Origin of the sequence: Rhizobium sp. GR12, assembly GCF_036596185.1 — a bacterium.
In the GTDB taxonomy this organism is placed as follows: domain Bacteria; phylum Pseudomonadota; class Alphaproteobacteria; order Rhizobiales; family Rhizobiaceae; genus Agrobacterium; species Agrobacterium nepotum.
The window spans coordinates 474,527-498,112 of record NZ_JASXTH010000001.1 but is presented as its reverse complement, the minus strand read 5'-3'; the positions used below and the strand labels follow the sequence as shown (position 1 = coordinate 498,112).

The following is a 23,586-nucleotide window of genomic DNA, read 5'->3' as shown; positions in this document are numbered from 1 at the left end:
CGGTCATGGCTGGCGGCATTCGCGAAAATAGCGGAGACGAGCTCTCCGAAAACCACGAAATCAACGTCACACCCTTCATCGACGTGATGCTGGTTCTGCTCATCATTTTCATGGTCGCCGCACCTCTGGCGACCGTGGATGTGAATGTCGATCTTCCGGCATCTACTGCCAAGCCGGCGGAGCGGCCGGAGGAGCCACTTTATCTGACGGTCAAGGACGATCTCTCGCTCAATCTCGGCAATGACATGGTTGCCCGCGAAGCGCTGGCGGCCGCAATCGACATGCAGACGGGTGGCAAGAAGGATACGCGTATTTTCCTGCGTGCCGACAAGGCTGTCGACTATGGTCACTTCATGGAAATCATGAACCTGCTCAGGGATGCCGGATATCTGAAGATCGCCCTGGTGGGACTGGAAAATGCGGCGGCGGCGGCATCGCAGCCAGCGGGTTCGGTACAACCCTCTGGCCAGCCCGCAGCCCAACCTCTTGGCCAGCCCGCAGCGCCGGGAACGGCGCCATGAGCGAAAACGGCTACCCACAGTCCCGACATTCCCGTCTCGGGGAAGTAACGCTGTGGTCCATCGCAGCACTGCTTATGCTGGGCGTTCACGCCGGTTTTGCCTATTATCTGATGCAGGAACCCGAAGAACTGGAAGCCGGCGGGCCGCCGCCGGCCGCGATCATGATCGAGATGGCGGCGATACCGGAAGCTGTCAACACCGAGGAAACGACGCAGGCGCAGGACGTCGAAGATACGCCGGACGTACAGAGCGACAATAACAAGCCGGTGGAAGAAGCTACGCCGGAGGAGCCGCCACCGCCTGAACCCGTTGCGGAAACACCGCCGCCTGAACCCGTGCAGCCGCCGGAGCCCCCGGTTGAAGAGATCGTCGAGCCGCAGGAAATTCCCGAACCTGTAGAGCAGATCGACCCCGTTCAGGAACAGATGATGGCTGAACTCGAAAATGTCGAGGTTCCCCTGCCGGTCATGCGGCCACCGCCGCCGCCGGTCGAAAAGAAGGTGGAAAAGAAAGAGCCCGAGGACAAAAAGAAGGTCGAGCGCCAGCGCCCCAAACCGGAGCAGGCTTCACAACTGCGCGAAACGGCGAAGGCCGAAGCCCAGCAGTCGGACCGGACGGCGGCAACGCGCAGCAATGCCGGTTTCTTCTCTTCGTCGTCCGCTTCGCCGGCAAAATGGGGATCTCAGGTCCGCTCGCATATCCAGCGGCGCAAGCCTCGTTCGCTTCGCAGCGATGCGATGACGGCGACGGTGCGGTTCCGGGTCAATGATGCAGGTGCCATCAGCGGGGTCAGCGTGGTGCAGTCCACGGGCGATTCCTCTATCGACCAGCAGATCGCGGCCTGGATCCAGAGCGCCTCACCTGTGCCTGCGCCGCCGCCGGAGGCAAGCAAGACGATCACGCTGCCGATCAGCATCCGCTAGGTTGGCCGCTAGCAAGGTGGCGTCGCGAAGTCTGCCCGATATTCCCTATGCAGTACCGGTTTGCGCCTTAAATAACATTTCGCGAATGTTTTCGATGGTGTAGGTCTTGTCGACTTTACAAGCAGAGGCATCCCGGAATGAAATTCTCAATCGCAGAGGCGGAGGATCTCGTATCCTCTATCTTTGAGCGCAACGGCGTTCTGCCGCAAAATGCCCGTTCGGTGGCGAAGGCGCTCGTCGCATCCGAGGCCGCAGGCCAGGGCGGTCACGGTTTTCGCCGTATCCCCGTTTATGTCCGCCAGGCGCGGGTCGGAAAGGTCGATGGTATGGCCCGGCCGGTGGCGACGCGCGTCAAGCCGGGCGTCCTGTCGATCGACGCCAATCACGGTTATGCCTATCCGGCGATCGATTGCGCCTTGGAAGAATTGCCCGATATGGCCCGGCAGCAGGGCATTGCGCTTGCGGCGATCCATCGCTCCCATCATGCGGGCGTCATGGCGCTTACCGTCGAACGTTTTGCGGAAATGGGCCTCGTAGCGCTCATGTTCGCCAATGCACCGGCATCCATGGCGCCCTGGGGCGGCACCAAACCGCTCTATGGCACCAATCCGATTGCATTCGCCACCCCTGTTGGCGAGGCCGATCCGCTGGTGATCGATCTGGCTTTGTCCAAGGTCGCGCGCGGAAAGATCATGGCGGCGCGCCAGAAGGGCGAAACCATTCCGGGCGACTGGGCGCTTGACAGAAATGGCCGGCCGACGACCGATCCTGAAGAAGCCATAGCCGGAACGATGGTGCCCGCAGGCGAGGCCAAGGGTGCCGCTCTGGCGCTGATGGTGGAGATCATGGCCGCCGCGCTCACCGGCGGAAACTTCGCGTTCGAGGCCTCTTCCCTTCTGGACGACAAGGGCGCGCCGCCCTCTCTTGGCCATACGATCATCGCGATAGACCCCGTATCGTCGGGCGGTGCGGCCTTTACCGAGCGACTGGCGCTTATTGCCGGAGAGATAGAAAAGCAGGAGAATGTGCGTTTGCCCGGGCGGCGCAGCCAGGGCATTCGCCGGCAGGCGCTGGAAAACGGCATTGTCATCGAAAGCGATATTCTCGCCGAGATTCAGTCGCTTTGACGAGTCGAAAAATAAAAACCCGGCGGATCGGATCCGCCGGGTAAACCGTATATGGCCGCTTTGCATTCGCGCCGATAGGTCGGAAATCATTTCCGATCCATCTTTTGGTCCGCCGTCCCACCATCGAAATGGTGGGTTTTTTTGACGCGGAAAACGGCACATCCGGTTTTCGGCTTACGGGAAGGGGACGATTTCGCGTAAGCTTTTGATGCGGGAAAGAAGCGCTAAATATCCTGTTCGATCAGTCCACGCAGCAGGGCGGTGCTGACGGCATTCAGCAGATTGGCTGCGCCCAGCCTTTGGCGTACCCGTTCCAGAGTCTCCTTCACGTCCGCTTCGTCCGCGCCGGTTATCAAGGCGATGTGAGAAGGATGTCGGCCCCGCGCCACCAGCCCCAGATATTGCCGCTCACGATCCGAAAGGACGATTTCACGCGTCTGACGATGTGCATGCGGTGTTTTTGACGACATATTGATGTTCTTTCAGCCTCAAAGCTGCATTGTTATTTACAAAAACCGGGATAGGTTTTGTCCAGAACAATGTAAAAAATTCAAAGCTTTGGAGTGCTTTCCGTCATACCGGAAGCGATACGAGGCGCTCTATTAGGCGATATCCCGTATCAGGAGAATAACATCTCGCGCCAATTTCCGCGTCTTTATTGTTATGTTCGAGAGATAAGCCGCTCAGTGCCGACATATTCTACAATATTATCTTGGAGTTTCGAAATATTGATGCTGGATATATACCCTATACGGCGGAATGATGCGCATGTTTCCTGCGAATATCCGTGGGCGTCGCCCCGAACCAGCGGGAAACCGAGCGGGAAAACGCACCCGGTGTCGAATAGCCGAGCCTGTAACTTATGTCGGAAACCGGAAGATCGCTTTCCACGAGGAGCTTGAAGCCGGCATTTTTGCGAATGACGTCCTTTATCTCGTTGAGATTGGTGCCAAGCTCGGCAAGCCGCCGTTGAAAACTGCGTTCTGAAAGGTTGAAATAAGGAGCGATCTCGCCCAGCGAAAGCTCCGCATCCGACAGTCGCATCTGCATGTAGCGTTTCACCTGATCGATGAAATGCGTGGCGTCCGCCGATGTTTCCGGCCGCAGCATCCGGCACTGCAAATTCATCAGTTCGAACAGGCGCTCATCCGCGTTCGGATTGACCACATCGAGAAGCGATACCGGAAGCCGCATCGTATGGATGGGTTGGGAAAAACTGACGCGTTTGGTCATTCTTTCCTTAAATAGCTGAATATTATTCGGTTTCTGCCGCTCCAGGCCGATTTCAACCTGATTGATGCGCTCCCCGAGAATATCGCGAAGGCGCTGGATCAGAACGCCAAGCGATAAATCCACATATTGATCGCGCTTGGCGATGACAGGCGCAAAGGACCATGACAGGGTAACCTGTGCGGCATCCGTGACCGTGGTGAAATTGCTGTTGTTGGTCGCGTAATAAACGTGGTCCTGAAGAAATCGCAGGAAAGCCCGCACCGTCGGCGCACTGATCAGGCCATAACCGAAGGCGCCGGATGCGCCGGCGGGAAAGGTGGAAGCGCATTGCAGGCCGAAGGTATCGTCACCGGAGATCAGCGCGCAGGTCTCGAGCAGGCGGCACAATCTGTCGAGGCTGACGCGCTCCGTCAGGCTGTCGAATGTGGCGTGATCGATGTCGAGAGCCTTGCAGATGGGGACAATATCGATGCCGCGCGACCGTGCATAATTGGCGACGCCGGCGGCCAGGCCGGCCACCACAGTTATCTCGTCGCTGACCCTCTTTTCGGGCATCCCTCGCCTTGGCGTACCATGTTTGGAAATTGTCGCCTGATGCTAAGCTTTGCGAGGCCGTTTGTCGAGCAGCCCGGCCTGTGGATTTTAAACGCGGCCAAGGCAGGCGCTTTGTTCCAGCACCTGCATGATGGTTTTGCCCGCATCCTCCATGGCGCCGCTATTGTCCACGGTCGTCACGTCGAAATCCCCGGCGACCGTCAGCGAGCTGCGTTCCAGCCTCTGGAGGATATCCTCACGGCTCTCCCGCCCGCGCTGTTCCAGCCGCTTCGCCAGCACGTCCGGCCGTGCGACAATGTTCACGACCTTGAGGTGGGAAAAGGCGGTGCCGAACTGGGGCAGAGCCGAGCGGGAGCCATTGGCGATAACCACGTCTCCCGCATTGAGATGGCGATAGACGGCGGCCGGAATGCCGTATTTCAGCCCGTGTGCCTGCCAGGAGACGGCAAAGGCGCCCTCATCCTGCAGCCGATTGAACTCTTGCATGGAAACCGCATCGTGATTTTCGCCGCCTGCATCACCGCTGCGGGTAATGACCCGGCGGGTAAAATGGAAGCCCGGCCGGCCGGATAATTGCGTCGCCGCATAGTCCATCAGCGTGTCCTTGCCGGCCCCGCTCGGGCCGACAATCACGATCATGGTTCCGGGCGTCCTACCCAGCGTCGCACCGTCATGGCGACTATCCTGTTCGTTGCCGGTCATGCGACACGTTTGCCCTGACGCCAGACGGAACGGGCAACGGGGACGCCATCTTCGCGGTGAACCCGGACCAGATCGGCCCGCAATCCCGTTGCGATGCGACCACGATCATGGAGACCCACCGTTCGTGCCGGCGTGGCGGTGACCATGCGGAGCGCTTCCGGCAGGGTGATGGCTTCCACCTGGTCGGCAAGCAGGAACGGTGCGTAAAGCAGGCTGAACGGCACGTAGTCGGATGAGAGAACATCCAGCACGCCCAGTTCCGCAAGATCGCGGGCGGCGATGTTGCCGGAGTGGGACATGCCGCGAACGATGTTCGGCGCACCCATCAGTACGCTCATGCCGGCGCTGTGCGAGGCTTTTGCGGCCTCGACGCTGGTGGGGAACTCCGCCAGTTTCACACCATGCCCGATCGCTTCGCCCACATGCGCTTCGGTTGCGTCGTCATGGCTGGCAACGGTTATGCCGCGCTCGGCGCAGCGGGCGGCAAGATAGTCCCGGTGCTTTGCGGAAAATTCCGCAGATGCCGTCTGCCGGCGTCTGACGAACTCGGCGAATGCCTCGTCGCTCAGTCCGCGCTTCTTCTGATAATAGAAGACATATTGATCCATCGACTGGAACTGGCGCTGCCCCGGGGAGTGATCCATCATCGAAATCAGCCGTACGCGCGGATCGGTTTCGAAGTCCTCGAAATGCTCCAGCACATCTGATGAGGCGACTTCACAGCGCAGATGCAGCATGTGATCCGCCCGCAGGCGGTTTTGATCGGCTGCGGCTTCGATGGCATCCGCCATTTCCCGCATCTCGCCTTTCTTGAACCCGCCATCTTCGTCTGAGCCGAGCCGCAGGCAATCGAAGACGGTGGTGATGCCTGATGACGCAACCTGTGCATCGTGGGCCTGAATGGCTGCGATCTTGTCCCAGAGCACGCCGGGGCGCGGCGAATAGTGCTGTTCGAGATGGTCGGTGTGCAGTTCCACCAAGCCGGGAATCAGGAAATCGCCTTCGATATCCTCTCCGGTTTTTGATGCGCCTTCGCTGATATCGGCGATCTTGCCGTCACGGATCAGAACGGATCCCAGAATAATATCGTCTTCCAGAACGATACGGGCATTGGAAAGGGCGTGCTCGGTCATGGGGTCGCATCTTTCTTTGGCTGCTGGCCAAGCGGGTGCCAGCGATGAACGGTAAAGGGTTCGCCGCGCGTTTTCTCAATGAACAAAGCGAGGCCGGAAATGGTGAGAGGCCGGTCGACGAATTCGGAAAACCGGGCCGAAAGCACATCGCGGATAGCGGGCGCGTCGTTTTCGTCGATACGGCCGGTCAGCGTCATATGAAAGCGAAAGTCGTCCATGACATGCGGATAACCCCAGAGCGACAGATTTTGCCGCTGGCTTTCCGTCAGGTTTTGCGGCCGCCGCCGGGCAATATCGGTCTCGGACAGCGGCGCGCGGAACCGATCGAAATAATCGACGATCTCTGCTGCGAAATCCTGTAGCGGCTGGTAGGTGCGGTCCGGTACGAGCGCGAAAAACGGGCCGAGCGCACCGACGACGATACGCGGAATATCGAAGGCGGACTGGCCGGCAGCAAACTGTTCGACGGCCGCGACGAGATCCGCTTCACTGTATTTTTCGGCAAGCTCGAAGGGGGCTTTGAGGGTAGCGTGGAAGCCGTAACGGCGTGGCTCTTCCGTCATTTCAGCATAGGCGTCATGGTCGTCATGCTGCGCACCGGAAAACGCATTGCGCCCGAGCCAGCGCGATGCTGCTTCGGTCAGTGGATGATCTTTAGCCGGAGAAAAATAGATGGCGTAGCGCACGACGAGCACTCTTCAGTATCATGGGAAACCAGGATGAAAAGCTATTTGGCGTGACTCGCCCGCTTCTCGCAAGGTCAGGAGTGCGAGGTAATGGTTTTCCGTGACAGAATGATGATGCCCGCGCAAAAAAGTGCGCATGAAACACGGCGCATGTCTCGAATGTGCCGAAGACGCATCCTGACATATCGAATAGATGCATCCGGTTTTGCAAAAAGTTCCGGTTTTACGACGTGCCGGGAAGCGGCACGGCAAAATGGGGCGGCTTTCTCGTGAGAAAGCCGCCCCGGCATTGTGATCTAGTGCTGTGTTTTTCCGATCAGACGTGACCGCAGGGCGTTCGAGATATGATCGAACAGGAATACGATGAAGAGGATGAGCAGGACCATGTAGGCGACCTTGTCCCAGTCGGCGTTCGTGCCCATCGCTTCCAGCAGTTTCAGGCCGATGCCGCCCGCACCCACCGCGCCGATGATTGTGGCGGATCGGATGTTGCTTTCCCAGAAATAAAGCGACTGGGAAATGAAGACCGGCAGAACCTGCGGCAGCACGCCGAAACGATTTACGGCTATCGGGGGCGCGCCAACGGATTTAACGCCCTCGCGCTGCTTGTCGTCCACATTCTCCAGCGCTTCGGCATAGACCTTGCCGAGCGCTCCGGTATCGGTGAAGAAGATCGCGGCAATGCCGGGTATCGGGCCGGGGCCGAAGCTGCGGGTGAAGAACAGCGCCCAGATCAGCATGTCGATCGAGCGCAGAAAGTCGAACAGGCGCTTCATGCCCCAGTTGGCGGCCCTGTTGGCGGTGATATTGCGTGCGGCGATAAAGGCGAGCGGCAAGGCGACGAGCGTGCCGAGCAGTGTGCCCACGAAGGCCATCACCAGCGTCTGTATCAGCTTGGAAAAAATATCGGCGTGCTGCCAGACACCGTTATCGAGGAAATCATCGACCATGTGGCTGATATTGGAGCGTTCGGGATCGAGCCTCTCCCCCCACAGCGCCAGCGCGGCAAGGTCGCCGTAGCCCTTACCCCAGAATTCCGATTTGGTATCGAACAGGAAATTCGCCCATCCGAGGAAGCGACGCTGCACATAGACCTGGCTGGTACGGATTTCCGCCTGGCCAGCGAAACCATAATGCACGAGAACCTTGTTGCCGTCCTGCTGGATCTGTTGCGGCAGGACCACGGGCGCCAGAGCTGCCTCGCCGTCGATGATGACGGGATAGTTCTTGCCGTCAACATAGACATCCACCCGCGCCGGCGTCACGTCGAGACGATTTTCGGTTCCTGCGTAAACTACGCTGTAACCGCCGTCCGGCAAGGGTTGCAGCCAGTCGATCGGCGCATCGGCGGGATATTGCATGCGGCTTGACCACTGCGGGTTCACCTTGCCGTCTTCGAAACGAAGGCGTGGCTGGGCGCGCCAGGAATACCAGTCCTGAATATAGCTCGAAGCCCGATCCCACCGGCCCTGCATGAAAGCGGGACCAACATTGAAGAAGAAAAAGCAGGCGGTGAGATAGACGAGGACAGCGACAATACCGGTCAGAAAGCCGTATCGCTGCATGAACCCGCGATTGAAAATTGCGGGATGTGCAGCAGTCAGCCTTTCACGGTCAGCGGTGTTGAGAATGAAGCTGGAGGACATCAGGCCGCTCCCCGTCCGAATTCGAAGGATTGATGACCGATCAGCCTGCGGCGCAGCCAGCCGGAAAATTGGTCAACGGCGATGATGGTGATCAGCAGCAGGATGATGATGGCATAGGTCTTGGATGCGTGGTCGTTACCGATCGAGAGCCGGAAGACCTCGCCGATGCCGCCGCCGCCGACCGCACCGATGATGGTCGAGGCACGCACGTTGATTTCGCCGCGCAATAATGCGTAGGAAACGAAATTGGGCAGAACCTGAGGCACGATGGCGAAACGCACCCGCTCCAGCCAGTTGGCGCCGGCGGCGCGAAGGCCTTCATCCGCCTTCATATCGGCATTTTCCACGACTTCGAAGAACAGCTTGCCCAGTGCCCCGATCGTGTGAACGGAAATCGCGATGATCGCAGCGATCGGTCCGATCGATAAAATGGCGGTCAGCAATCCGGCGACGACGATCTCCGGAAAGGCGCGCAGGACTTCCATCACCCGACGCACGACCCAGCGGACGATCCCCGAACCGACAAGATTGGTGGAAGCGAAGAAGCAGAGCACGAAAGCAAAGCTCGTGCCGATGATCGTCGAGACCAGCGCGATGTTGAGGGTGATGATCAGCTGGTAAATGAAATGCGGGATGTAAAAGCTGTCGGTGACGTAAACGCGATCCGCGACATAGTTGTATTTCATCGAACCGTTGTCATACGGCGAGGGCAGGTCGAACATCGCGCGGAAGATTTCAAGCGGGCTGTCCGGCACGAAGGTTTTCAGGAAGTCGAAGAAATACGGCAGGCGCTCGAAGAATTTTCCCGAATTCGCCTCATTGGCGAAATTCAGCGACGCTGCGAGAATGATCAGAAAGACCACGAGCGAAATGACGGTATAAATCCGCCGTGTCGCAAGCTGCTGTTGATAATGACGCATGACCGTTCGGGACGATGCGCTCAACCCCTCGGGCTTGAGGTTACCGGGTTGCAGTGTGGTCGCCATGCCGCTCTTCCTTTATTGGCAAAAGCGGCGATGCCGCAAGGCACCGCCGCTTTCGGAACATGATGTCAGGATCAGCCGCCGATAACGGACTTACGGGCGTCGATGATCGTCTGGTAGAAGGACGGATCGACCTTGACGTAGCCGGTGTTCTTGCCCTGGCTGAAGCCCTGGAAGCATGCGAGGTCCTTCTTCGGCAGTTCCATGAAGAAGCTCTCGACCTTCTGCTTCATGCTGTCGCCGATCTTGTTTGCGACCATGAGCGGACCGTTCGGGATCAGCGGGGACTTCCAGACTTCGACGAGATCGTCCATGTCGAGGTTGCCCTTCTTGACCATCTGGTAAAGGTTGCCGGCGGTGTAGCCTTCTTCCCATTTGCCTACGCCCGAACCGAACGTCGTGCCGACGTCGAACTTCTTGTCGAGAACCGCGAGAACGAGGTTCTCATGACCGCCGCCAAAGCCGGTTTCAGCGAAATATTCCTTGACCGGAACGCCGGTTTCCTTCGGGATCGCCACGTTCGGGACGAGGAAGCCCGAGGTGGAGTCAGGATCGGCAAAGCCGATCTTCTTGCCCTTGGCGTCCGCCAGCTTCTTGATGCCGCTGTCCTTGCGGGCAACCATGATCGTGTAATAGCCGGTCGAACCGTCGGCGCCGGCAGTGGTGAGGATCGGATCGACAGCCTTCGGATCGGCAAGGGCGATCTTGGCGTAAGAGGAAGCGCCCATGGAAGCGATGTCGATGGTGCCGCCGAGCAGGCCCTGGATCACGCCGTTATAGTCCGGCGACGGGAAAACCTGAACTTCGGAAACGCCGGTCGCGGCTTTCAGGCCATCGGCAACGCATTTCGTGTTGCGGATCTGGTCGGCTTCGTTTTCGGAACCGTCGAGACCGATACGCAGGACCTTGACGTCCTGAGCCATGGCGGAACCGGCCAGAACGCCAAGGGCGACTGCCGAAAGAAGGATTTTCTTCAACATGGACTTTCTCCTGTTTCCCGGCGAGCCGGAGTTTGTTGTGAAGTATCGGCCCTTGACGCGGGCGCAAACGATGCTGAGCGGTTCCTCAGAGCCCGGCCAGAGCCAGCGGTTCGGGACCGGCAGATTGCTGTACCGGACGCGTGGCAAGCTGCGCGCCGGGAATATTGATGCTGGTCGAGGTCATGGTCTCGTCGATGCCGGCCCCGTGCGAATCCGTGCCGTAGATTTCCGTGACGGCCGCAGCCGTCAGCTCGGCAGGCGTTCCGTCGAAGACGACGCGGCCATGCGACATGCCGATGATGCGTTCGCAATAATTGCGCGCGGTATCCAGCGTATGCAGATTGGTCATCACGGTGATGCCTTCACGCTCGTTGATGTCGCGCAGTGCATCCATAACGATCTTGGCGTTCAGAGGATCGAGGGAGGCGATCGGCTCGTCGGCCAGAACCATCTTCGGAGACTGCATCAGCGCCCGGGCGATGGCGACGCGCTGCTGCTGGCCGCCGGAAAGCGTGCCTGCCGCCTGCATCGCCACATGTTCGATGCCGAGCCGTTCGAGGGCGGCGATCGCCATCAGACGCTCGTCATTCGTGAAGATGTTGAAGAGGCTGAGCGCCGTCGAACGGTGGTTTAGGCGGCCGAGCATGACATTGGTGAGCACGTCGAGGCGCGGTACCAGATTGAACTGCTGGAAGATCATGGCGCAATCGCGCTGCCAGTTGCGCAGGGCGGCGCCCTTCAGCGACGAGACTTCAATGTCGTTGAAATGGATGGAACCCGAGGAAGGGTCAACGAGGCGATTGATCATACGCAGCAGCGTCGATTTTCCCGCGCCCGAACGTCCGATCACGCCTACCATCTGGCCTTGCGGAATTTCCACATTCACGGCATCGACCGCAGTGTGGTTGCCGAAACGGCGCGTGACCTGCTTCAGGTGAAAGCTCATTTCCCCGTCCAATCTTCTTGTTACGGGGTTCGACCTAACAGCGGTGCATGAAGCGTGAATGTCAGTTTGATGAAGAAAATATTACAGAATCCGCAGACACGGGATCCGCGTGTTCGCCGACAAACCTTTTTGCAGCCGTGCCAATGGGTTGAAACCCACCCGACGCCTCGCAGACGTGGCTGTGCAGACCCCGGAGCATGGCCCCGGAATCTGCTATTTCTTCCGCGCGGGTCGGTTTTTACCCGGCGTATTTCGCCACGAAATCCTCGGCGGCGAGGGTGCGGAAATCATCCAGCGCACCGCGCAGCCTTGTGTGGTCCCAGTCCCACCATTTGAGATCGTCCATGCGTTGGCCAAGGTCCGCCGGGAAGCGTTCGCGGATCAGCCGGGCGGGCACGCCACCAACGATGATATAGGGTGCGACATTTTTCGAAACGACCGCGCCCGCGCCGATCACCGCGCCGTTTCCAACGGTCACGCCGGGCAGGATTGTCGCGCCATGGCCGATCCATACATCGTGGCCGATCACCACGCGCTTGGCGCGGCGGGCGGCGAAGAAGTCCGTTTCATCCTCGGCGTCGTCCCAATAGCTGCGGGCACGGTAGGTGAAATGGTGGAGCGTGGCGCGCGACATCGGATGATTGGTCGCGTTGATGCGGACAGCGGCGGCGATGTTGACGAATTTGCCGATGCTGGCGCACCAGATGGCGCCATCCTGCATGACATAGGAATAGTCGCCCATCTCCACTTCCTCGATGCGGCAACGTTCCGAAACTTCGGTATAACGGCCGATCGATGAATTGGTGACGCGGGCGGTTTCGTGGATGACGGGTTCCAGCCCGACCTTGACACTCACGCCGCTGCCTTCCGGGGCGAAAATTTCGAAACGTCCAAAATGCGGTCGGCCACGGCTTCCCGCACTTCCTCGTCATGGAAAATGCCGAGCAGCGCGGTGCCCTTCTCTTTTTTCTCGACGATCATGTCGACAACCACGCGCCGGTTGACGGCGTCCAGCGAGGCGGTCGGCTCATCGAGAAGCAGGATTGCATGGTCGGTAATGAAGCCGCGCGCGATGTTCACGCGCTGCTGTTCACCGCCGGAAAAGGTGGCTGGTGGAAGCGACCACAATTCCCGTGGCAGGTTGAGTTTCGAAAGCAGAACGGCGGCCTGCTCGCGCGCCTCTTCTGCGGCGACCTTGCGTGCGAAAAGCGGTTCCGCGACGACGTCGATAGCCGGAACGCGCGGCACCGTGCGAAGAAACTGGCTGACATAACCGATGGTGCGGTGGCGAATATCGAGGATGGTGCGCGGCGAAGCGCTGCCCATGTCGATGACCTGACCCTGGTGGCGGATGAGGATCTGCCCGCTGTCGATGGCGTAATTGCCATAGAGCATTTTCAGGATCGAGCTTTTGCCGATGCCGGACGGGCCGCCGAGCACGACACATTCGCCGCCGGAAACGGAAAAACTGACATCGCGCACGACCGGCAGTTCGATGCCGTCGCGAAGATGCATGGTGAAGCTTTTGAAGACTTCCGAAACGATAAGAGGCGTCGACATGGCATCAAACCTGCAAAATGGAGGAAACAAGCAATTGCGTGTAGGGCTCGCGCGGATCGTCCAGCACCCGGTCGGTCAGGCCGTGCTCGATGACGTCGCCACCCTTCATCACCATCATGCGGTGAGAAAGAAGCCGCGCGACTGCCAGATCATGGGTGACGACGACGACGGCGAGGCCGAGGTCGTTGACGAGGCCGCGCACGAGATCGAGCAGGCGTGCCTGCACGGAGACATCGAGGCCGCCGGTCGGTTCATCCATGAAAACGAGACGCGGCGAGGTCACCAGATTGCGGGCGATCTGCAGACGCTGGCGCATGCCGCCGGAAAAGGCGCGCGGCTGGTCGTCGATACGGTCGGTGCCGATTTCCACCCGCTCCAGCCACTCGCTGGCCGATTGCCGGATGTTGCCGTAGTGCCGGTTGCCGACAGCCATCAGGCGCTCGCCGACATTTGCGCCGGCCGAAACCGCCATGCGCAGCCCGTCCGCCGGATTCTGGTGCACGAAACCCCAGTCCGTCCGCATCAGGAAACGCCGTTCAGCCTCGCCCATATGATAGAGGTCGCGCACCGAGCCGTCGCGCATACGATATTCCACGCTGCCCGCCGTCGGCATCAGCCGGGTGGAAATGCAGTTGAGAAGCGTGGTCTTGCCGGAGCCGGATTCACCGACGATTGCCAGAACCTCGCCGGGAAAAAGCTCGAAGGAGACGTTGCGGCAACCGGCCCGGTCGCCGTAATATTTGGAAACGTCCCTGACTTTCAGAAGCGGTGTGTCGCTCATTCTGCGGCCTCCTTCACATCCGCCAGCAGGTGGCCCTTGTGGCCATGGGCGCGGCGGTCCTCACAATGGTCGGTATCGGAGCAGACGAACATCCGCCCGCCCTTGTCGTCCAGCACCACCTCGTCCAGATAGACGTTCTCCCCACCGCACAATGCACAGGGCTTGTCGAAGCGTTGGATTTCAAACGGATGGTCTTCGAAATCCAGGCTGACGACATCCGTATAGGGCGGAACGGCGTAAATGCGCTTTTCGCGCCCGGCGCCGAACAATTGCAGGGCGTCCGACAGGTGCATTTTCGGATTGTCGAATTTCGGGGTCGGCGAGGGGTCCATCACGTAACGTCCGGCAACTTTCACCGGATAGGCATAGGTGGTGGAGATGCGGCCGTTGCGGGCGATGTCCTCATAGAGCTTGACGTGCATCAGGCCGTATTCCTCCAGCGCGTGCATGACGCGGGTCTCGGTCTCGCGCGGCTCGAGGAAACGTAAGGGTTCGGGGATGGGAACCTGATAGACGAGCACCTGTCCCGAATGCAGTTCTTCCTCGGGAATGCGGTGCCGCGTCTGGATGATGGTCGCGTCCCTGGTGCGGGTGGTAACGGCCACATTCGCCACCTTCTGGAAAAAGGCGCGAATGGAAACGGCGTTGGTGGTGTCGTCGGCCCCCTGGTCGATCACCTTCAGCACATCGTCGGGACCGAGGATGGAGGCCGTCACCTGCACGCCGCCGGTGCCCCAGCCATAGGGCATGGGCATTTCACGGGAGGCGAAGGGAACCTGATAACCGGGAATGGCAATCGCCTTCAGGATCGCCCGGCGGATCATCCGCTTGGTCTGTTCGTCCAGATAGGCGAAGTTGTAGGCAGCCAGCCCGTCGTCGAATGAAACTTCTTCAAGCATTGCGCGTTAACCTTGCGAAAAAAGGAGTACAAGCTCATGGAGATTGGAATTCTTGCAGCCGTGTTCTTTGCTGTATTTGCAGCATCGACCGTGTTTTGCGCCTATTGGTTTGGCGAGCAGGGCAACCGCTGAGCTATTCGGCCGCATCGCCCATCCATTCCGCACCATTGGAGTTGATCGCGTCGAAATCGGCGCGCATCTTCCTCACCAGACCGAGTTCAGCCTGAAAATCCACGTAGTGCGGCAATTTCAGATGCTCGACGAAGCCCGTCGCCTGAACGTTGTCGGCGTGTGAGATGACGAATTCCTCGTCTTGCGCCGGGGCAATCACATCCTCGCCGAACTCGCCGGCGCGCAGCGCGCGGTCCACCAGCGACATGGCCATCGCCTTACGTTCGCTCTGGCCAAACACCAGGCCGTAACCGCGGGTGAATTGCGGTGGCGCCTTGGCCGAACCCTTGAACTGGTTGACCATCTGGCATTCGGTGACCTGAATATCGCCGAGGGAAACGGAAAAACCGAGTTCCGGCACATCCAGCTCCACCTCTACTTCGCCGATGCGGATTTCGCCGACAAACGGATGCGTGCGGCCGTAACCGCGTTGCGTTGAATAGGCGAGGGCGAGAAGAAAGCCCTCGTCACCGCGCGCGAGCGATTGCAGGCGCAGGTCGCGCGGCATTGGAAACTCCATCGGTTCCCGTGTCAGATCACCGGCAATATGGTCGTCCGCCATGTCGCCGTCGTTTTCGATCAACCCTTCTTCCGCCAGAATATCGGAAACGCGCATGACATATTCGGGCTCCCCTTCACGTCGGGCGGCAGTCTCTACGCTCTCGTCTTCGAGAAGCGAGGGATCGAGCAGGCGGTGGGTGTAGTCGAAGGTCGGTCCCAGCAATTGCCCGCCCGGCAGATCCTTGTAGGTCGCGGAAACGCGGCGGTGAACCGTCATTTTGGCGGTATCCACCGGGACCGAATAGCCGAAACGGGGCAGGGTCGTGCGGTAGGCGCGCAGCAGGAATATGGCTTCGATCATGTCGCCGCGAGACTGCTTGACGGCAAGGGCGGCAAGCGACTGGTCGTAAAGCGAAGCCTCCGCCATGACGCGGTCGACCGCGAGCGAAAGCTGTGAAACGATCTGCGCCACCGTCATGGCGGGCAGGTCGCGGTCTCCGCGCCGCTTGTCGGCCAGAAGCCGGTGTGCGTTGGCGATGGCGGTTTCGCCGCCTTTGACAGCAACATACATCTTATGCCTCCACGGGTTGAATGCGCGTCGTGCGCGGCAGGCAAACGAACTTGTCGCCGGCCGTCAGGATGATGTCGATGCCGCGCGGGAAGATGGCGTTGTTCTCCGCCCACAGCCTCGGGAACATATCCGGCAGGCAGGAAGGGCTGATGACGTTGATGTGACGGATGCCGGGACCGGACAGAAGCAGTTCCCGTCCGCCGTCGAGATCGGGCAATTCGATGATGACCGTCGTGGAACGGTCAGGATATTCCTGAGTTCCCTGGGCAAAGAGACCGAAGGAGGCAATTGCGCTTCCCGCCTCGATGACGGCGAAATGCGCCGCACCCTTCTCTTCCGTTGGAATAGCTCCGGTATGAAATCCGATCCATCCCGGTACTGCGGTTTTCCGCAGCGCGCCGCTCAGCCAGACCGGCGTATCATGGTCGCAAAGTGCCAGAAGAACGGCGCCGGTCGCGTTGCCAAGCGGCAGCGGTGGGGCAACCGCCGTTTCGATCGTTTGCGGCGTGCCCGGCCGGGCCATGCCATCCATGAGTTTCTTGAAAATCCGTTGTGAATCGAAGACGGCGTCGGAAAAACCGCCCGTCAATGCTTCGGCCTTGACGCTCATCAATCCTCTCCTCGAACCATGGTGAAGAAATCGACCCGGGTTGCGGCGGTTTCTTTGGCTTTTCGGTTCGTCTCTTCGGTCAGCCTTTTTTCGACCGGTGAAAGAAGCTCGGTCTCGATGAAATCGCGGGTCGGGCTTTCCTGCCAGAGCGCGTCGAAAACCGCTGCATACCAGGCCTTCTTGCGGCCGGTGCCGAGAACATGCGCATGACCGACGGTGCCGGATGCAAGCTTCACGGTTGCCCTTGTCACGGTTGTTTCGCCCAGATTGAAAGGCGCGCCGCCGCCGCCGATACGGCCCTTGACCATGACGAGACCCGTTTCAGGTCCGCGCACGTTTTCCGTCTGCGGGCTGGCATCCTGCCGGGTCCAGACCGTCTCAAGTTCCTGAACGGTGGCGCGGGCAAGAAGTGCTGCCACCCGTTTCCTTTCCACATGTGAATTCGCCGCTTCGTGATTCATCGCTTGACCTCTAATGTCTATTGATATAGACAACCATACAATATAAGCTACAATTAACGTCGATGAATGACAAGCGTGTGACATGAGCCCTTCGGCAGCGATGAAAAGAAAGAACGGCGTGGCGCTCTGGCGGCAGATCGCCGACAGGATCAGGGGCGAGATCGCGGCGGGCGATCACGACGAAACCGGCATGTTGCCGCCGGAAATCACGCTGGCCGAAAAATTCGGCGTCAACCGTCACACGGTCAGAAGCGCCATTGCCACGCTGGCAAGCGAAGGTATCCTCGAGCCGAGGCAGGGGCGCGGCACGATGATTGCGCGCAAGGAACGCCTGAGCTTTCCGATTTCACTGCGCACGCGGTTCACGGCGGGTATCAGCGATCAGGTGAAGGAAATGCAGGCGCTGCTTCTTTCCCACACCACGGAGCCGGCAAATGCCGATCTGGCGGCACGGCTGCAATTGCAGCCGGGCGCACCGCTTGTGCGTCTGGAAACCCTGCGCAAGGCCGACAGCCGGCCGGTTTCCCGCTCGACCACATGGTTTCCGGCGGACCGTTTTTCAGGGATAGGGGAAGCCTATCAAAAAAGTGGATCGATCACCGCCGCCTTCGAAATGCTGGGCGTGGCGGACTATGTGCGCATCTCCACCGTCATTTCCGCCAGCCACGCGGATATGCAGGATCTGGCCGATCTCGAATTGTCGCCGGGCGCAATCCTGCTCGTCACTCAGGCGCTGAACGCGGATATGGACGGCATCCCGGTGCAATATGCCATCAGCCGGTTTTCAGCCGATACGGTCGAGTTCACGGTGGAAAATTAAGGAGCAGCCGGAGGTCCTATTCCGTCTGCGAAAGGCCGAGCACATCCAGCATCGAATAGAAGCCCGGCTTTTTGTCGAGCGCCCAGACGGCCGCCGCGATCGCGCCGCGTGCGAAGATGGAGCGGTCGCCGGCATAGTGGGAAAGTTCGACGCGTTCTCCCTCGCCTGCGAAGATCACCGAATGTTCGCCGATCACCGAACCGCCGCGCAGCGTGGCGAAACCGATGGTTCCCGTCTCACGCGCACCCGTATGCCCATCGCGCACGCGAACGGAAGAGGTTGTCAGATCGACCTTGCGGCCCGCCGCCGCCGCTTCACCGAGCAGCAATGCCGTCCCGGAAGGTGCATCCACCTTGTGTTTATGATGCATTTCAAGGATTTCGATATCCCAGTTCTGTGCATCGAGCGCTTGCGCCGCCTGCTGCGTCAGAACGCTAAGAAGATTGACGCCTAGGCTCATATTGCCCGACTTGACGATGCGGGCATGGCGTGAAGCCGCCTTGAATTTTTCCTCGTCTTCCGGTGTGCAGCCTGTGGTGCCGATGACGTGCACGATGCGGGCCTGCGCGGCCAGCCCCGCGAAAGTTACGCTGGTTGCGGGCGAGGTAAAATCGACCACCCCTTCTGCATGAAGGAAGGCCTGCAAGGGATCGCTGGTGATTTCGACGCCGATAGGTCCAAGGCCTGAGATCTCGCCGGCATCGCGGCCGACAAAGGCGGACCCTTCGCGTGCGACGGCGGCATGCAGCGTCACACCCGGCGTCTGGTGAATGAGGCGGATCAATGCCTGTCCCATGCGGCCCGCCGCACCAACCACGACCAGTTTCATCTCGCTGCTGCTCATGCCTTCACTCACTTTTTCACGTCCTGCCGTTCAAGGCAGCCATCCATCACACCGACCTATACGTCATCGACGTTAAAGACCGTCCGCCCGCTTCGCAACCCTATCCTGTCCCGGGAACCGGTCAGGCTCTCCACCGCCGCCCATCGAGCGAAAGGCCGAAATCCGAAGGCGTGCGGGCGTAAGTGGCGAGACCCGAAAGGGCCGCCTGCGGATGGGTGACGACGAAGGTCGGAATGCTGCGCATCAGGGCGCTGTGCGGCGCCTTGTCCTCGAACGCCGCCCGGAATTCCGGGCTTTTCAGCGCCGGAATGATTTTCTGAGAAATGCCGCCGGCCAGATAGACGCCGCCCTTGGCCATGAAGATCAAGGCAAGGTCGCCTGCCACGCGGCCGAGATAGGTGCTGAAAAGTGAAAGCGTTTCCTTCGCCTGCGGGTTCTGGCCCGAAAGCCCATGCGAGGTGATGTCGGCCGGATCGGAAAAGATAGGTTCGATGCCATCGGCAGCGCAGATGCCCCGGTAAAGATTGACCAGCCCGCGCCCGCACAGGATCTGTTCGCCCGCAACGCGGCCCTCGATGGTTTCGATATGCGGGAAAACCGCATAGTCGCGCGCACTTCTGGGGCCGATGTCGATATGGCCGCCTTCGCCCGGCACCGGAAACCACATATGGCGGGCATAGACCAGCCCGGCGACGCCAAGGCCCGTGCCCGGTCCGAGAACCACGCGCGACGCCAGCATGTCCTTCTTGCCGGAGCCGATGGACTCCCGGTTGTCGTCGTCAAGGGCGGCGATTGCCAAAGCCTGCGCCTCGAAGTCGTTGATGACGATGACGTCCTTCAGGCCAAGTTTGGCCAGCATATCCTTCGGTTTGACGACCCAGTCGCAATTGGTCAGCGGAATCTCGTCGCCTTCGATGGGCCCCGCAATTGCAAGGATGGTCGAGACCGGCTGAAGCGATGTCTTGTCCAGAACCGCCTGCTGGATAGCGTCGTCGATCGTCTCGTATTCCGCCGTCTTGACACTGGTCAGATGCATGGGCTCGGCGAAGGAATCGAGCAGGATGGAAAAGCGGGCATTGGTGCCGCCGATGTCGCCAAGAAGGATCGGGAAGGAAAGATATTCGGTATCGGACGTCTTCGGCATTGCCTGTTCCATATTGGTGGGGGCTGGAGCGGGATGGCGAAAAATATGTGCGGTTTTCGCCTGAAATCCCGCGTCTTATATTTATGAATTATCCGGCGACGTTGAAGTCCACCAGTTTTTCTGCGGTGGCGCGGTTGAGCGCCATGGGAATGTCGTAGACCGTGGCAAGCCGGGTCAGCGCCTTCACGTCCACATCATGCGGCATCGCCGTCAGCGGGTCTGTGAAGAAGATCAGCATGTCAACTTCGCCGGTGGCGATCATCGCGCCGATCTGCTGGTCGCCGCCAAGCGGGCCACTCTTGAGACGAATGACGCTCAGTTCGGGACAGGCTTCCTGAACGCGACCGCCGGTCGTTCCGGTGGCGACGATTTTAAAGTTCGAAAGCACTTTTTGATGATGACGTGCGAAATCCGCCATATCGTCTTTTTTCTCGTCGTGAGCGATGAGCGCGATACAGCGTTGTCCTGCCATGTCCCTGCCTGTCCCCGGTAAAGAATTAAATCGATTTGAAGCCTTCTATAACAGCTTGCCGCCATTTGAAAAGGGAAGCTGTTTAATGCCCCATTTCTGTTTCAGTTCAATGTCGGGCGCTGGGTCGGGAGCGGAATATCCGAAGGCGGCTGAATGGCCGCCGGAGCACTTTGAATGATCTGTTCCACGCCTTGCTGCCGCACGGCCTGCGCCGGGGAATATGCCTGAGCAGCAAAACCTTCCGGATTGGCGGATGGGGCGGCAGCCACGACGGCGCAGGCTGCGGGCAGATCGGAGACCATGACCTGACGGGGTTTCACCGGCTTGGCATTGGGGTCTTTCTTCGGCGGTGCCCATGGTTCCTTGGTGAACCACCAGGCAAGCGACTTGTCGCAACCGTCGCCTTTGCCGACCTCCGCCTGCGGTTTGCAGTTTGGAGCACCGGGCGGGCATTCCAGCCGGATGTGGAAATGTTCGTCGTGACCGTAGATCGGCCTGATCTTGCCCATGAAGGTGCGGTCGCCGGTCCATGTCTGGCAAAGTTTCTGCTTGATCGCCGGGTTGACGAAGACCCGCTCCACCTGCGGATAGCTTGCCGCCATCATCACCAGACGGGCATTGAGCGGCGACCATTTGCGGTCATCCACCGTCAGGAACTTGGCCTTGTCCAGCATGGAGACGAAAGGCAGCGTCTCGCGCTGCTGCACGCTCAGCCTGGGGTTCGGCATGGGCCGCCACCAGACGTCGACATCGAGGCCGATCTGGTGCGAGGCATGGCCGGTCAGCATCGGTCCGCCGCGCGGCTGGGAAATGTCGCCGAGCAACAGCCCCGGCCAGCCGATTTTCTGCGCATCCTGCGAAAACCGTTCAAGGAAGGAAATCAGCTGCGGCTGGCCCCAGTTGCGATTACGGGAAAGACGCATGGCTTGCCATGTAGGGCCATCCGGCGGCATGGCGATGGCGCCGGACTGGCATCCCTTGGCATAGGAGCCGATGGGCTGCGAAGCGTTGGCGGACGGCAGGTCGAGATGGCCGAACACTTCTTTCGCGGGCCTGTCCTCGGCAAATGCGGTTTGCGTCTGCAACTGAAGCGCGGAAACGACCGAAATCGCCAGCATGGCCGCCTTGAAAACTCTCGATGATCCCGCCGTCATATATTCGTGCCCGCTCCGACCAAATGATTCTCTCGCCCCTCAGGATAAACTGGAATGGGATTTTGTTGAAACCATGTTTCGCCGCGCTTGCGCCAAAGCATGCGGATAAAGGCGTCAATAAAGAGCTTGTGAGCCGGGGCATCTGTTTTTTGCCAATCTTTGTTTTATGCTCTCTTCAACAAACACGAAAACAGGGAACTTCCCGAATGATATTGGCACCGTTGAAATCCCGCCTCCTCATCGCTCTTGCGGCGTCCGCCATGCTGATGCCGGCGGTCGCCTCCGCCCAGTCGGCAGATGTGTGGCGAAAGGGAATTTCGACGGTCGGGGAGCTGAAGCATCCTGATGGTTTCGATCATTTCGATTATGTGAACACCAAGGCGCCGAAGGGCGGTACGTTGCGCATGTCGACGTCGGGAACTTTCGACACGCTCAATCCGCTGCTCGCCAAGGGCGAGGTGGCTACGGGCCTTTCGCTGGTTTTCGATACCTTGATGAAATCGACGGAAGAGGAACTCTCGGCCTCCTACGGTCTTCTGGCCGAGGGCGTGAGCTATCCCGACGACATTTCCAAAGCAACCTTCCGGCTGCGCGCTGAGGCCAAATGGGCGGACGGCAAGCCGGTGACGCCTGAGGATGTCGTCTTCAGCTTCGAAAAGGCCAAGGATCTGAGCCCGCAGCTTGCGACCTATTACACCCACGTCACCAAGGCCGAGATCAGCGGTGAAAGGGATATTACCTTCACCTTCGATGAAAAGAACAATCGCGAATTGCCGCAGATCGTCGGGCAATTGCTGATCGTTCCGAAGCACTGGTGGGAGGCCGCCGGACCGGATGGCAAGCCGCGCGACATATCGCGCGGCACGCTGGAGCCGGTCATGGGGTCCGGTCCGTACAGGATCGCGGCCGCGTCGCCCGGCTCGACGATGACCTATGAGCGCCGCGACGACTATTGGGGCAAGGACGTCAATGTGAATGTCGGCCAGCACAATTTCAAAACAATCGCCTATACCTTCTTTGCCGATCAGGACGTCGAGTTCCAGGCTTTCAAATCCGGCACGGTCGATTTCCGGCAGGAAGCCTCTTCCAGCCGCTGGGTCACCGGTTATGATTTTCCGGCCGTCAAGGAAGGCCGCGTCAGACAAGAGGAATTGCCGAATATCTACCGCTCCGTCGGCATCATGCAGGCTTTCGTGCCGAACATGCGGCGGGAAAAGTTCCAGAACCCGAAACTGCGCAAGGCGCTCAACTACGCTTTCGATTTCGAGGAGCTGAACCGGACGCTGGCTTATGGCCAGTTCCAGCGCATCAACAGCTTTTTCATGGGCAGCGAGCTGGCTTCTTCCGGCCTGCCGACCGGCCGCGAGCTGGAGATTTTGCAGGAGCTGAAGGATCAGGTTCCGCCGGAGGTCTTCACGACCGAATATCGCAACCCGGTCGCGGGTGAACCGACCAAGCAACGTGACAATCTGCGCGAAGCGGTCAAGCTGATGAAGGAAGCGGGCTACGAGCTGCGCGGCAACCGCATGGTCAATGCGAAAAGCGGGCAGCCGCTGGATATGGAGTTTCTGATCGATTCCGCCGGCATGGAGCGAACCATCCTGCCCTATGTCCAGAATTTGAAGAAGATCGGCATCAATGCGACAATCCGCACGGTCGATGCCTCGCAATATACCAACCGCACCCGCAGCTTCGATTTCGACGTCACGATCAAGCTCTGGGCGACATCGGCAAACCCTGGCAACGAGCAGGCTGATTTCTGGGGTTCGGCGGCAGCCGACCGGCAGGGTTCAAACAACCTCGCCGGCATCAAGAACCCCGCCGTCGATGCTCTTGTCAGAAAGGTCATATTTGCGCCTAATCGGGATGAGCAGGTGGCCGCCGCGCGCGCTCTCGACCGGGTGCTTCTGGCAAACAGCTATGTCGTACCGCAATTCTACCGCGGCGAGATGTTCGTTGCCTACTGGAACACACTCGTCCGGCCGGAAAACCTGCCCGAATATGGCATTGGTTTTCCGGAGGCATGGTGGTCCAGCCAGGCCGCAAACTGACGCCGGCCTTGCTTTCGCGCCGAAGGCTTGATTCACATAGGGCGAAACGAATCGCTTAAAGCGCGCGGGCAGCGCTTTCAGGAAAGGACCGGGTTTGACAGAAACGAAAACC

Annotated in this window: 25 protein-coding genes; 5 read left to right on the top strand and 20 right to left on the bottom strand. The window is 59.6% G+C overall.

Features of this window, described 5'->3' with window-relative positions; translation table 11 throughout:
• Positions 1 to 5: 5 nt before the first annotated feature.
• The 3 genes from exbD to QSK43_RS02440 all read left to right on the top strand — a co-directional run bounded on the left by exbD (position 6) and on the right by QSK43_RS02440 (position 2,571).
• Positions 6 to 521, top strand: a complete 516-nt coding sequence (gene exbD / locus QSK43_RS02450) for a TonB system transport protein ExbD (protein WP_332302173.1) — start codon at positions 6 to 8, stop codon at positions 519 to 521.
• Positions 518 to 1,444: a TonB family protein gene (locus tag QSK43_RS02445; protein ID WP_332302172.1), complete on the top strand. Its 927-nt coding sequence runs from the start codon at positions 518 to 520 to the stop codon at positions 1,442 to 1,444. Before exbD ends, QSK43_RS02445 begins: the two co-directional genes overlap by 4 nt.
• 137 nt (positions 1,445 to 1,581) lie before the next feature.
• Complete coding sequence (locus tag QSK43_RS02440) at positions 1,582 to 2,571, top strand: Ldh family oxidoreductase (protein ID WP_332302171.1); 990 nt, start codon at positions 1,582 to 1,584, stop codon at positions 2,569 to 2,571.
• A 224-nt stretch (positions 2,572 to 2,795) separates the two neighbouring features.
• Here the strand turns inward: QSK43_RS02440 and QSK43_RS02435 are convergent, their stop codons facing one another.
• The 16 genes from QSK43_RS02435 to phnG form a co-directional block, all read right to left on the bottom strand.
• A complete protein-coding gene (locus QSK43_RS02435) occupies positions 2,796 to 3,041 on the bottom strand; it encodes a LuxR C-terminal-related transcriptional regulator (protein WP_332302170.1) in 246 nt (81 codons plus the stop codon).
• 277 nt (positions 3,042 to 3,318) lie between these two features.
• Positions 3,319 to 4,359 carry a helix-turn-helix domain-containing protein gene (locus tag QSK43_RS02430; RefSeq protein ID WP_332302169.1) on the bottom strand — a complete coding sequence of 347 codons (1,041 nt, stop codon included), beginning with the start codon at positions 4,357 to 4,359 and terminating at the stop codon, positions 3,319 to 3,321.
• Positions 4,360 to 4,446: 87 nt separating this feature from the next.
• The gene (phnN, locus tag QSK43_RS02425) at positions 4,447 to 5,061 is read right to left on the bottom strand and encodes a phosphonate metabolism protein/1,5-bisphosphokinase (PRPP-forming) PhnN (RefSeq protein ID WP_332302168.1); all 615 of its coding nucleotides are present in this window, start codon (positions 5,059 to 5,061) and stop codon (positions 4,447 to 4,449) included.
• Positions 5,058 to 6,194, bottom strand: a complete 1,137-nt coding sequence (locus QSK43_RS02420) for an alpha-D-ribose 1-methylphosphonate 5-triphosphate diphosphatase (RefSeq protein ID WP_332302167.1) — start codon at positions 6,192 to 6,194, stop codon at positions 5,058 to 5,060. The genes phnN and QSK43_RS02420 overlap by 4 nt, the downstream gene beginning before the upstream one ends.
• The gene (locus QSK43_RS02415; RefSeq protein WP_332302166.1) at positions 6,191 to 6,889 is read right to left on the bottom strand and encodes a DUF1045 domain-containing protein; all 699 of its coding nucleotides are present in this window, start codon (positions 6,887 to 6,889) and stop codon (positions 6,191 to 6,193) included. Before QSK43_RS02415 ends, QSK43_RS02420 begins: the two co-directional genes overlap by 4 nt.
• Before the next feature lie 287 nt (positions 6,890 to 7,176).
• On the bottom strand, positions 7,177 to 8,526 hold the full coding sequence (phnE, locus tag QSK43_RS02410; RefSeq protein ID WP_332302165.1) for a phosphonate ABC transporter, permease protein PhnE: 1,350 nt from the start codon (positions 8,524 to 8,526) through the stop codon (positions 7,177 to 7,179).
• Positions 8,526 to 9,512, bottom strand: coding sequence for a phosphonate ABC transporter, permease protein PhnE (gene phnE / locus QSK43_RS02405; protein WP_045018076.1), 987 nt, complete (start codon positions 9,510 to 9,512; stop codon positions 8,526 to 8,528). Before phnE (QSK43_RS02405) ends, phnE (QSK43_RS02410) begins: the two co-directional genes overlap by 1 nt.
• Before the next feature lie 71 nt (positions 9,513 to 9,583).
• Positions 9,584 to 10,489 (bottom strand): phosphonate ABC transporter substrate-binding protein, encoded by a 906-nt coding sequence (gene phnD, locus QSK43_RS02400; protein ID WP_332302164.1) that lies wholly within the window; start codon positions 10,487 to 10,489, stop codon positions 9,584 to 9,586.
• Between the two features lie 85 nt (positions 10,490 to 10,574).
• Entirely contained in the window at positions 10,575 to 11,435 is an 861-nt protein-coding gene (phnC, locus tag QSK43_RS02395; protein ID WP_332302163.1) for a phosphonate ABC transporter ATP-binding protein, read from the bottom strand.
• Positions 11,436 to 11,673: 238 nt separating this feature from the next.
• On the bottom strand, positions 11,674 to 12,291 hold the full coding sequence (locus QSK43_RS02390; protein WP_332302162.1) for a transferase hexapeptide repeat family protein: 618 nt from the start codon (positions 12,289 to 12,291) through the stop codon (positions 11,674 to 11,676).
• A complete protein-coding gene (phnL, locus tag QSK43_RS02385; protein WP_332302161.1) occupies positions 12,288 to 12,995 on the bottom strand; it encodes a phosphonate C-P lyase system protein PhnL in 708 nt (235 codons plus the stop codon). Before phnL ends, QSK43_RS02390 begins: the two co-directional genes overlap by 4 nt.
• Positions 12,996 to 12,999: 4 nt before the next feature.
• Complete coding sequence (gene phnK, locus QSK43_RS02380; RefSeq protein ID WP_045018085.1) at positions 13,000 to 13,776, bottom strand: phosphonate C-P lyase system protein PhnK; 777 nt, start codon at positions 13,774 to 13,776, stop codon at positions 13,000 to 13,002.
• Complete coding sequence (locus QSK43_RS02375) at positions 13,773 to 14,675, bottom strand: alpha-D-ribose 1-methylphosphonate 5-phosphate C-P-lyase PhnJ (protein ID WP_045018087.1); 903 nt, start codon at positions 14,673 to 14,675, stop codon at positions 13,773 to 13,775. Before QSK43_RS02375 ends, phnK begins: the two co-directional genes overlap by 4 nt.
• A gap of 133 nt (positions 14,676 to 14,808) precedes the next feature.
• Positions 14,809 to 15,918 carry a carbon-phosphorus lyase complex subunit PhnI gene (locus tag QSK43_RS02370; protein ID WP_332302160.1) on the bottom strand — a complete coding sequence of 370 codons (1,110 nt, stop codon included), beginning with the start codon at positions 15,916 to 15,918 and terminating at the stop codon, positions 14,809 to 14,811.
• 1 nt (position 15,919) lies between these two features.
• Positions 15,920 to 16,528: a phosphonate C-P lyase system protein PhnH gene (phnH, locus tag QSK43_RS02365; RefSeq protein WP_332302159.1), complete on the bottom strand. Its 609-nt coding sequence runs from the start codon at positions 16,526 to 16,528 to the stop codon at positions 15,920 to 15,922.
• Positions 16,528 to 16,989, bottom strand: a complete 462-nt coding sequence (phnG, locus tag QSK43_RS02360; RefSeq protein WP_332302158.1) for a phosphonate C-P lyase system protein PhnG — start codon at positions 16,987 to 16,989, stop codon at positions 16,528 to 16,530. Before phnG ends, phnH begins: the two co-directional genes overlap by 1 nt.
• 82 nt (positions 16,990 to 17,071) lie before the next feature.
• On the opposite strand from phnG, the gene phnF reads away from it, so the two are divergent.
• Entirely contained in the window at positions 17,072 to 17,809 is a 738-nt protein-coding gene (gene phnF / locus QSK43_RS02355; protein WP_332302157.1) for a phosphonate metabolism transcriptional regulator PhnF, read from the top strand.
• A 16-nt stretch (positions 17,810 to 17,825) separates the two neighbouring features.
• On the opposite strand, the gene dapB is transcribed toward phnF, so the two are convergent.
• From dapB to mepA, 4 genes are all read right to left on the bottom strand, one after another.
• Entirely contained in the window at positions 17,826 to 18,653 is an 828-nt protein-coding gene (gene dapB, locus QSK43_RS02350; RefSeq protein WP_332302156.1) for a 4-hydroxy-tetrahydrodipicolinate reductase, read from the bottom strand.
• Between the two features lie 121 nt (positions 18,654 to 18,774).
• Positions 18,775 to 19,797: a glucokinase gene (locus QSK43_RS02345; RefSeq protein WP_332302155.1), complete on the bottom strand. Its 1,023-nt coding sequence runs from the start codon at positions 19,795 to 19,797 to the stop codon at positions 18,775 to 18,777.
• 88 nt (positions 19,798 to 19,885) lie between these two features.
• Positions 19,886 to 20,269, bottom strand: a complete 384-nt coding sequence (locus tag QSK43_RS02340) for a methylglyoxal synthase (protein WP_045018100.1) — start codon at positions 20,267 to 20,269, stop codon at positions 19,886 to 19,888.
• A gap of 101 nt (positions 20,270 to 20,370) precedes the next feature.
• Positions 20,371 to 21,423 (bottom strand): penicillin-insensitive murein endopeptidase, encoded by a 1,053-nt coding sequence (mepA, locus tag QSK43_RS02335; RefSeq protein WP_332302154.1) that lies wholly within the window; start codon positions 21,421 to 21,423, stop codon positions 20,371 to 20,373.
• Positions 21,424 to 21,629: 206 nt separating this feature from the next.
• Between mepA and QSK43_RS02330 the strand changes: the two genes are divergently transcribed.
• Positions 21,630 to 23,474, top strand: a complete 1,845-nt coding sequence (locus tag QSK43_RS02330; protein WP_332302153.1) for an extracellular solute-binding protein — start codon at positions 21,630 to 21,632, stop codon at positions 23,472 to 23,474.
• Positions 23,475 to 23,586 lie beyond the last annotated feature (112 nt).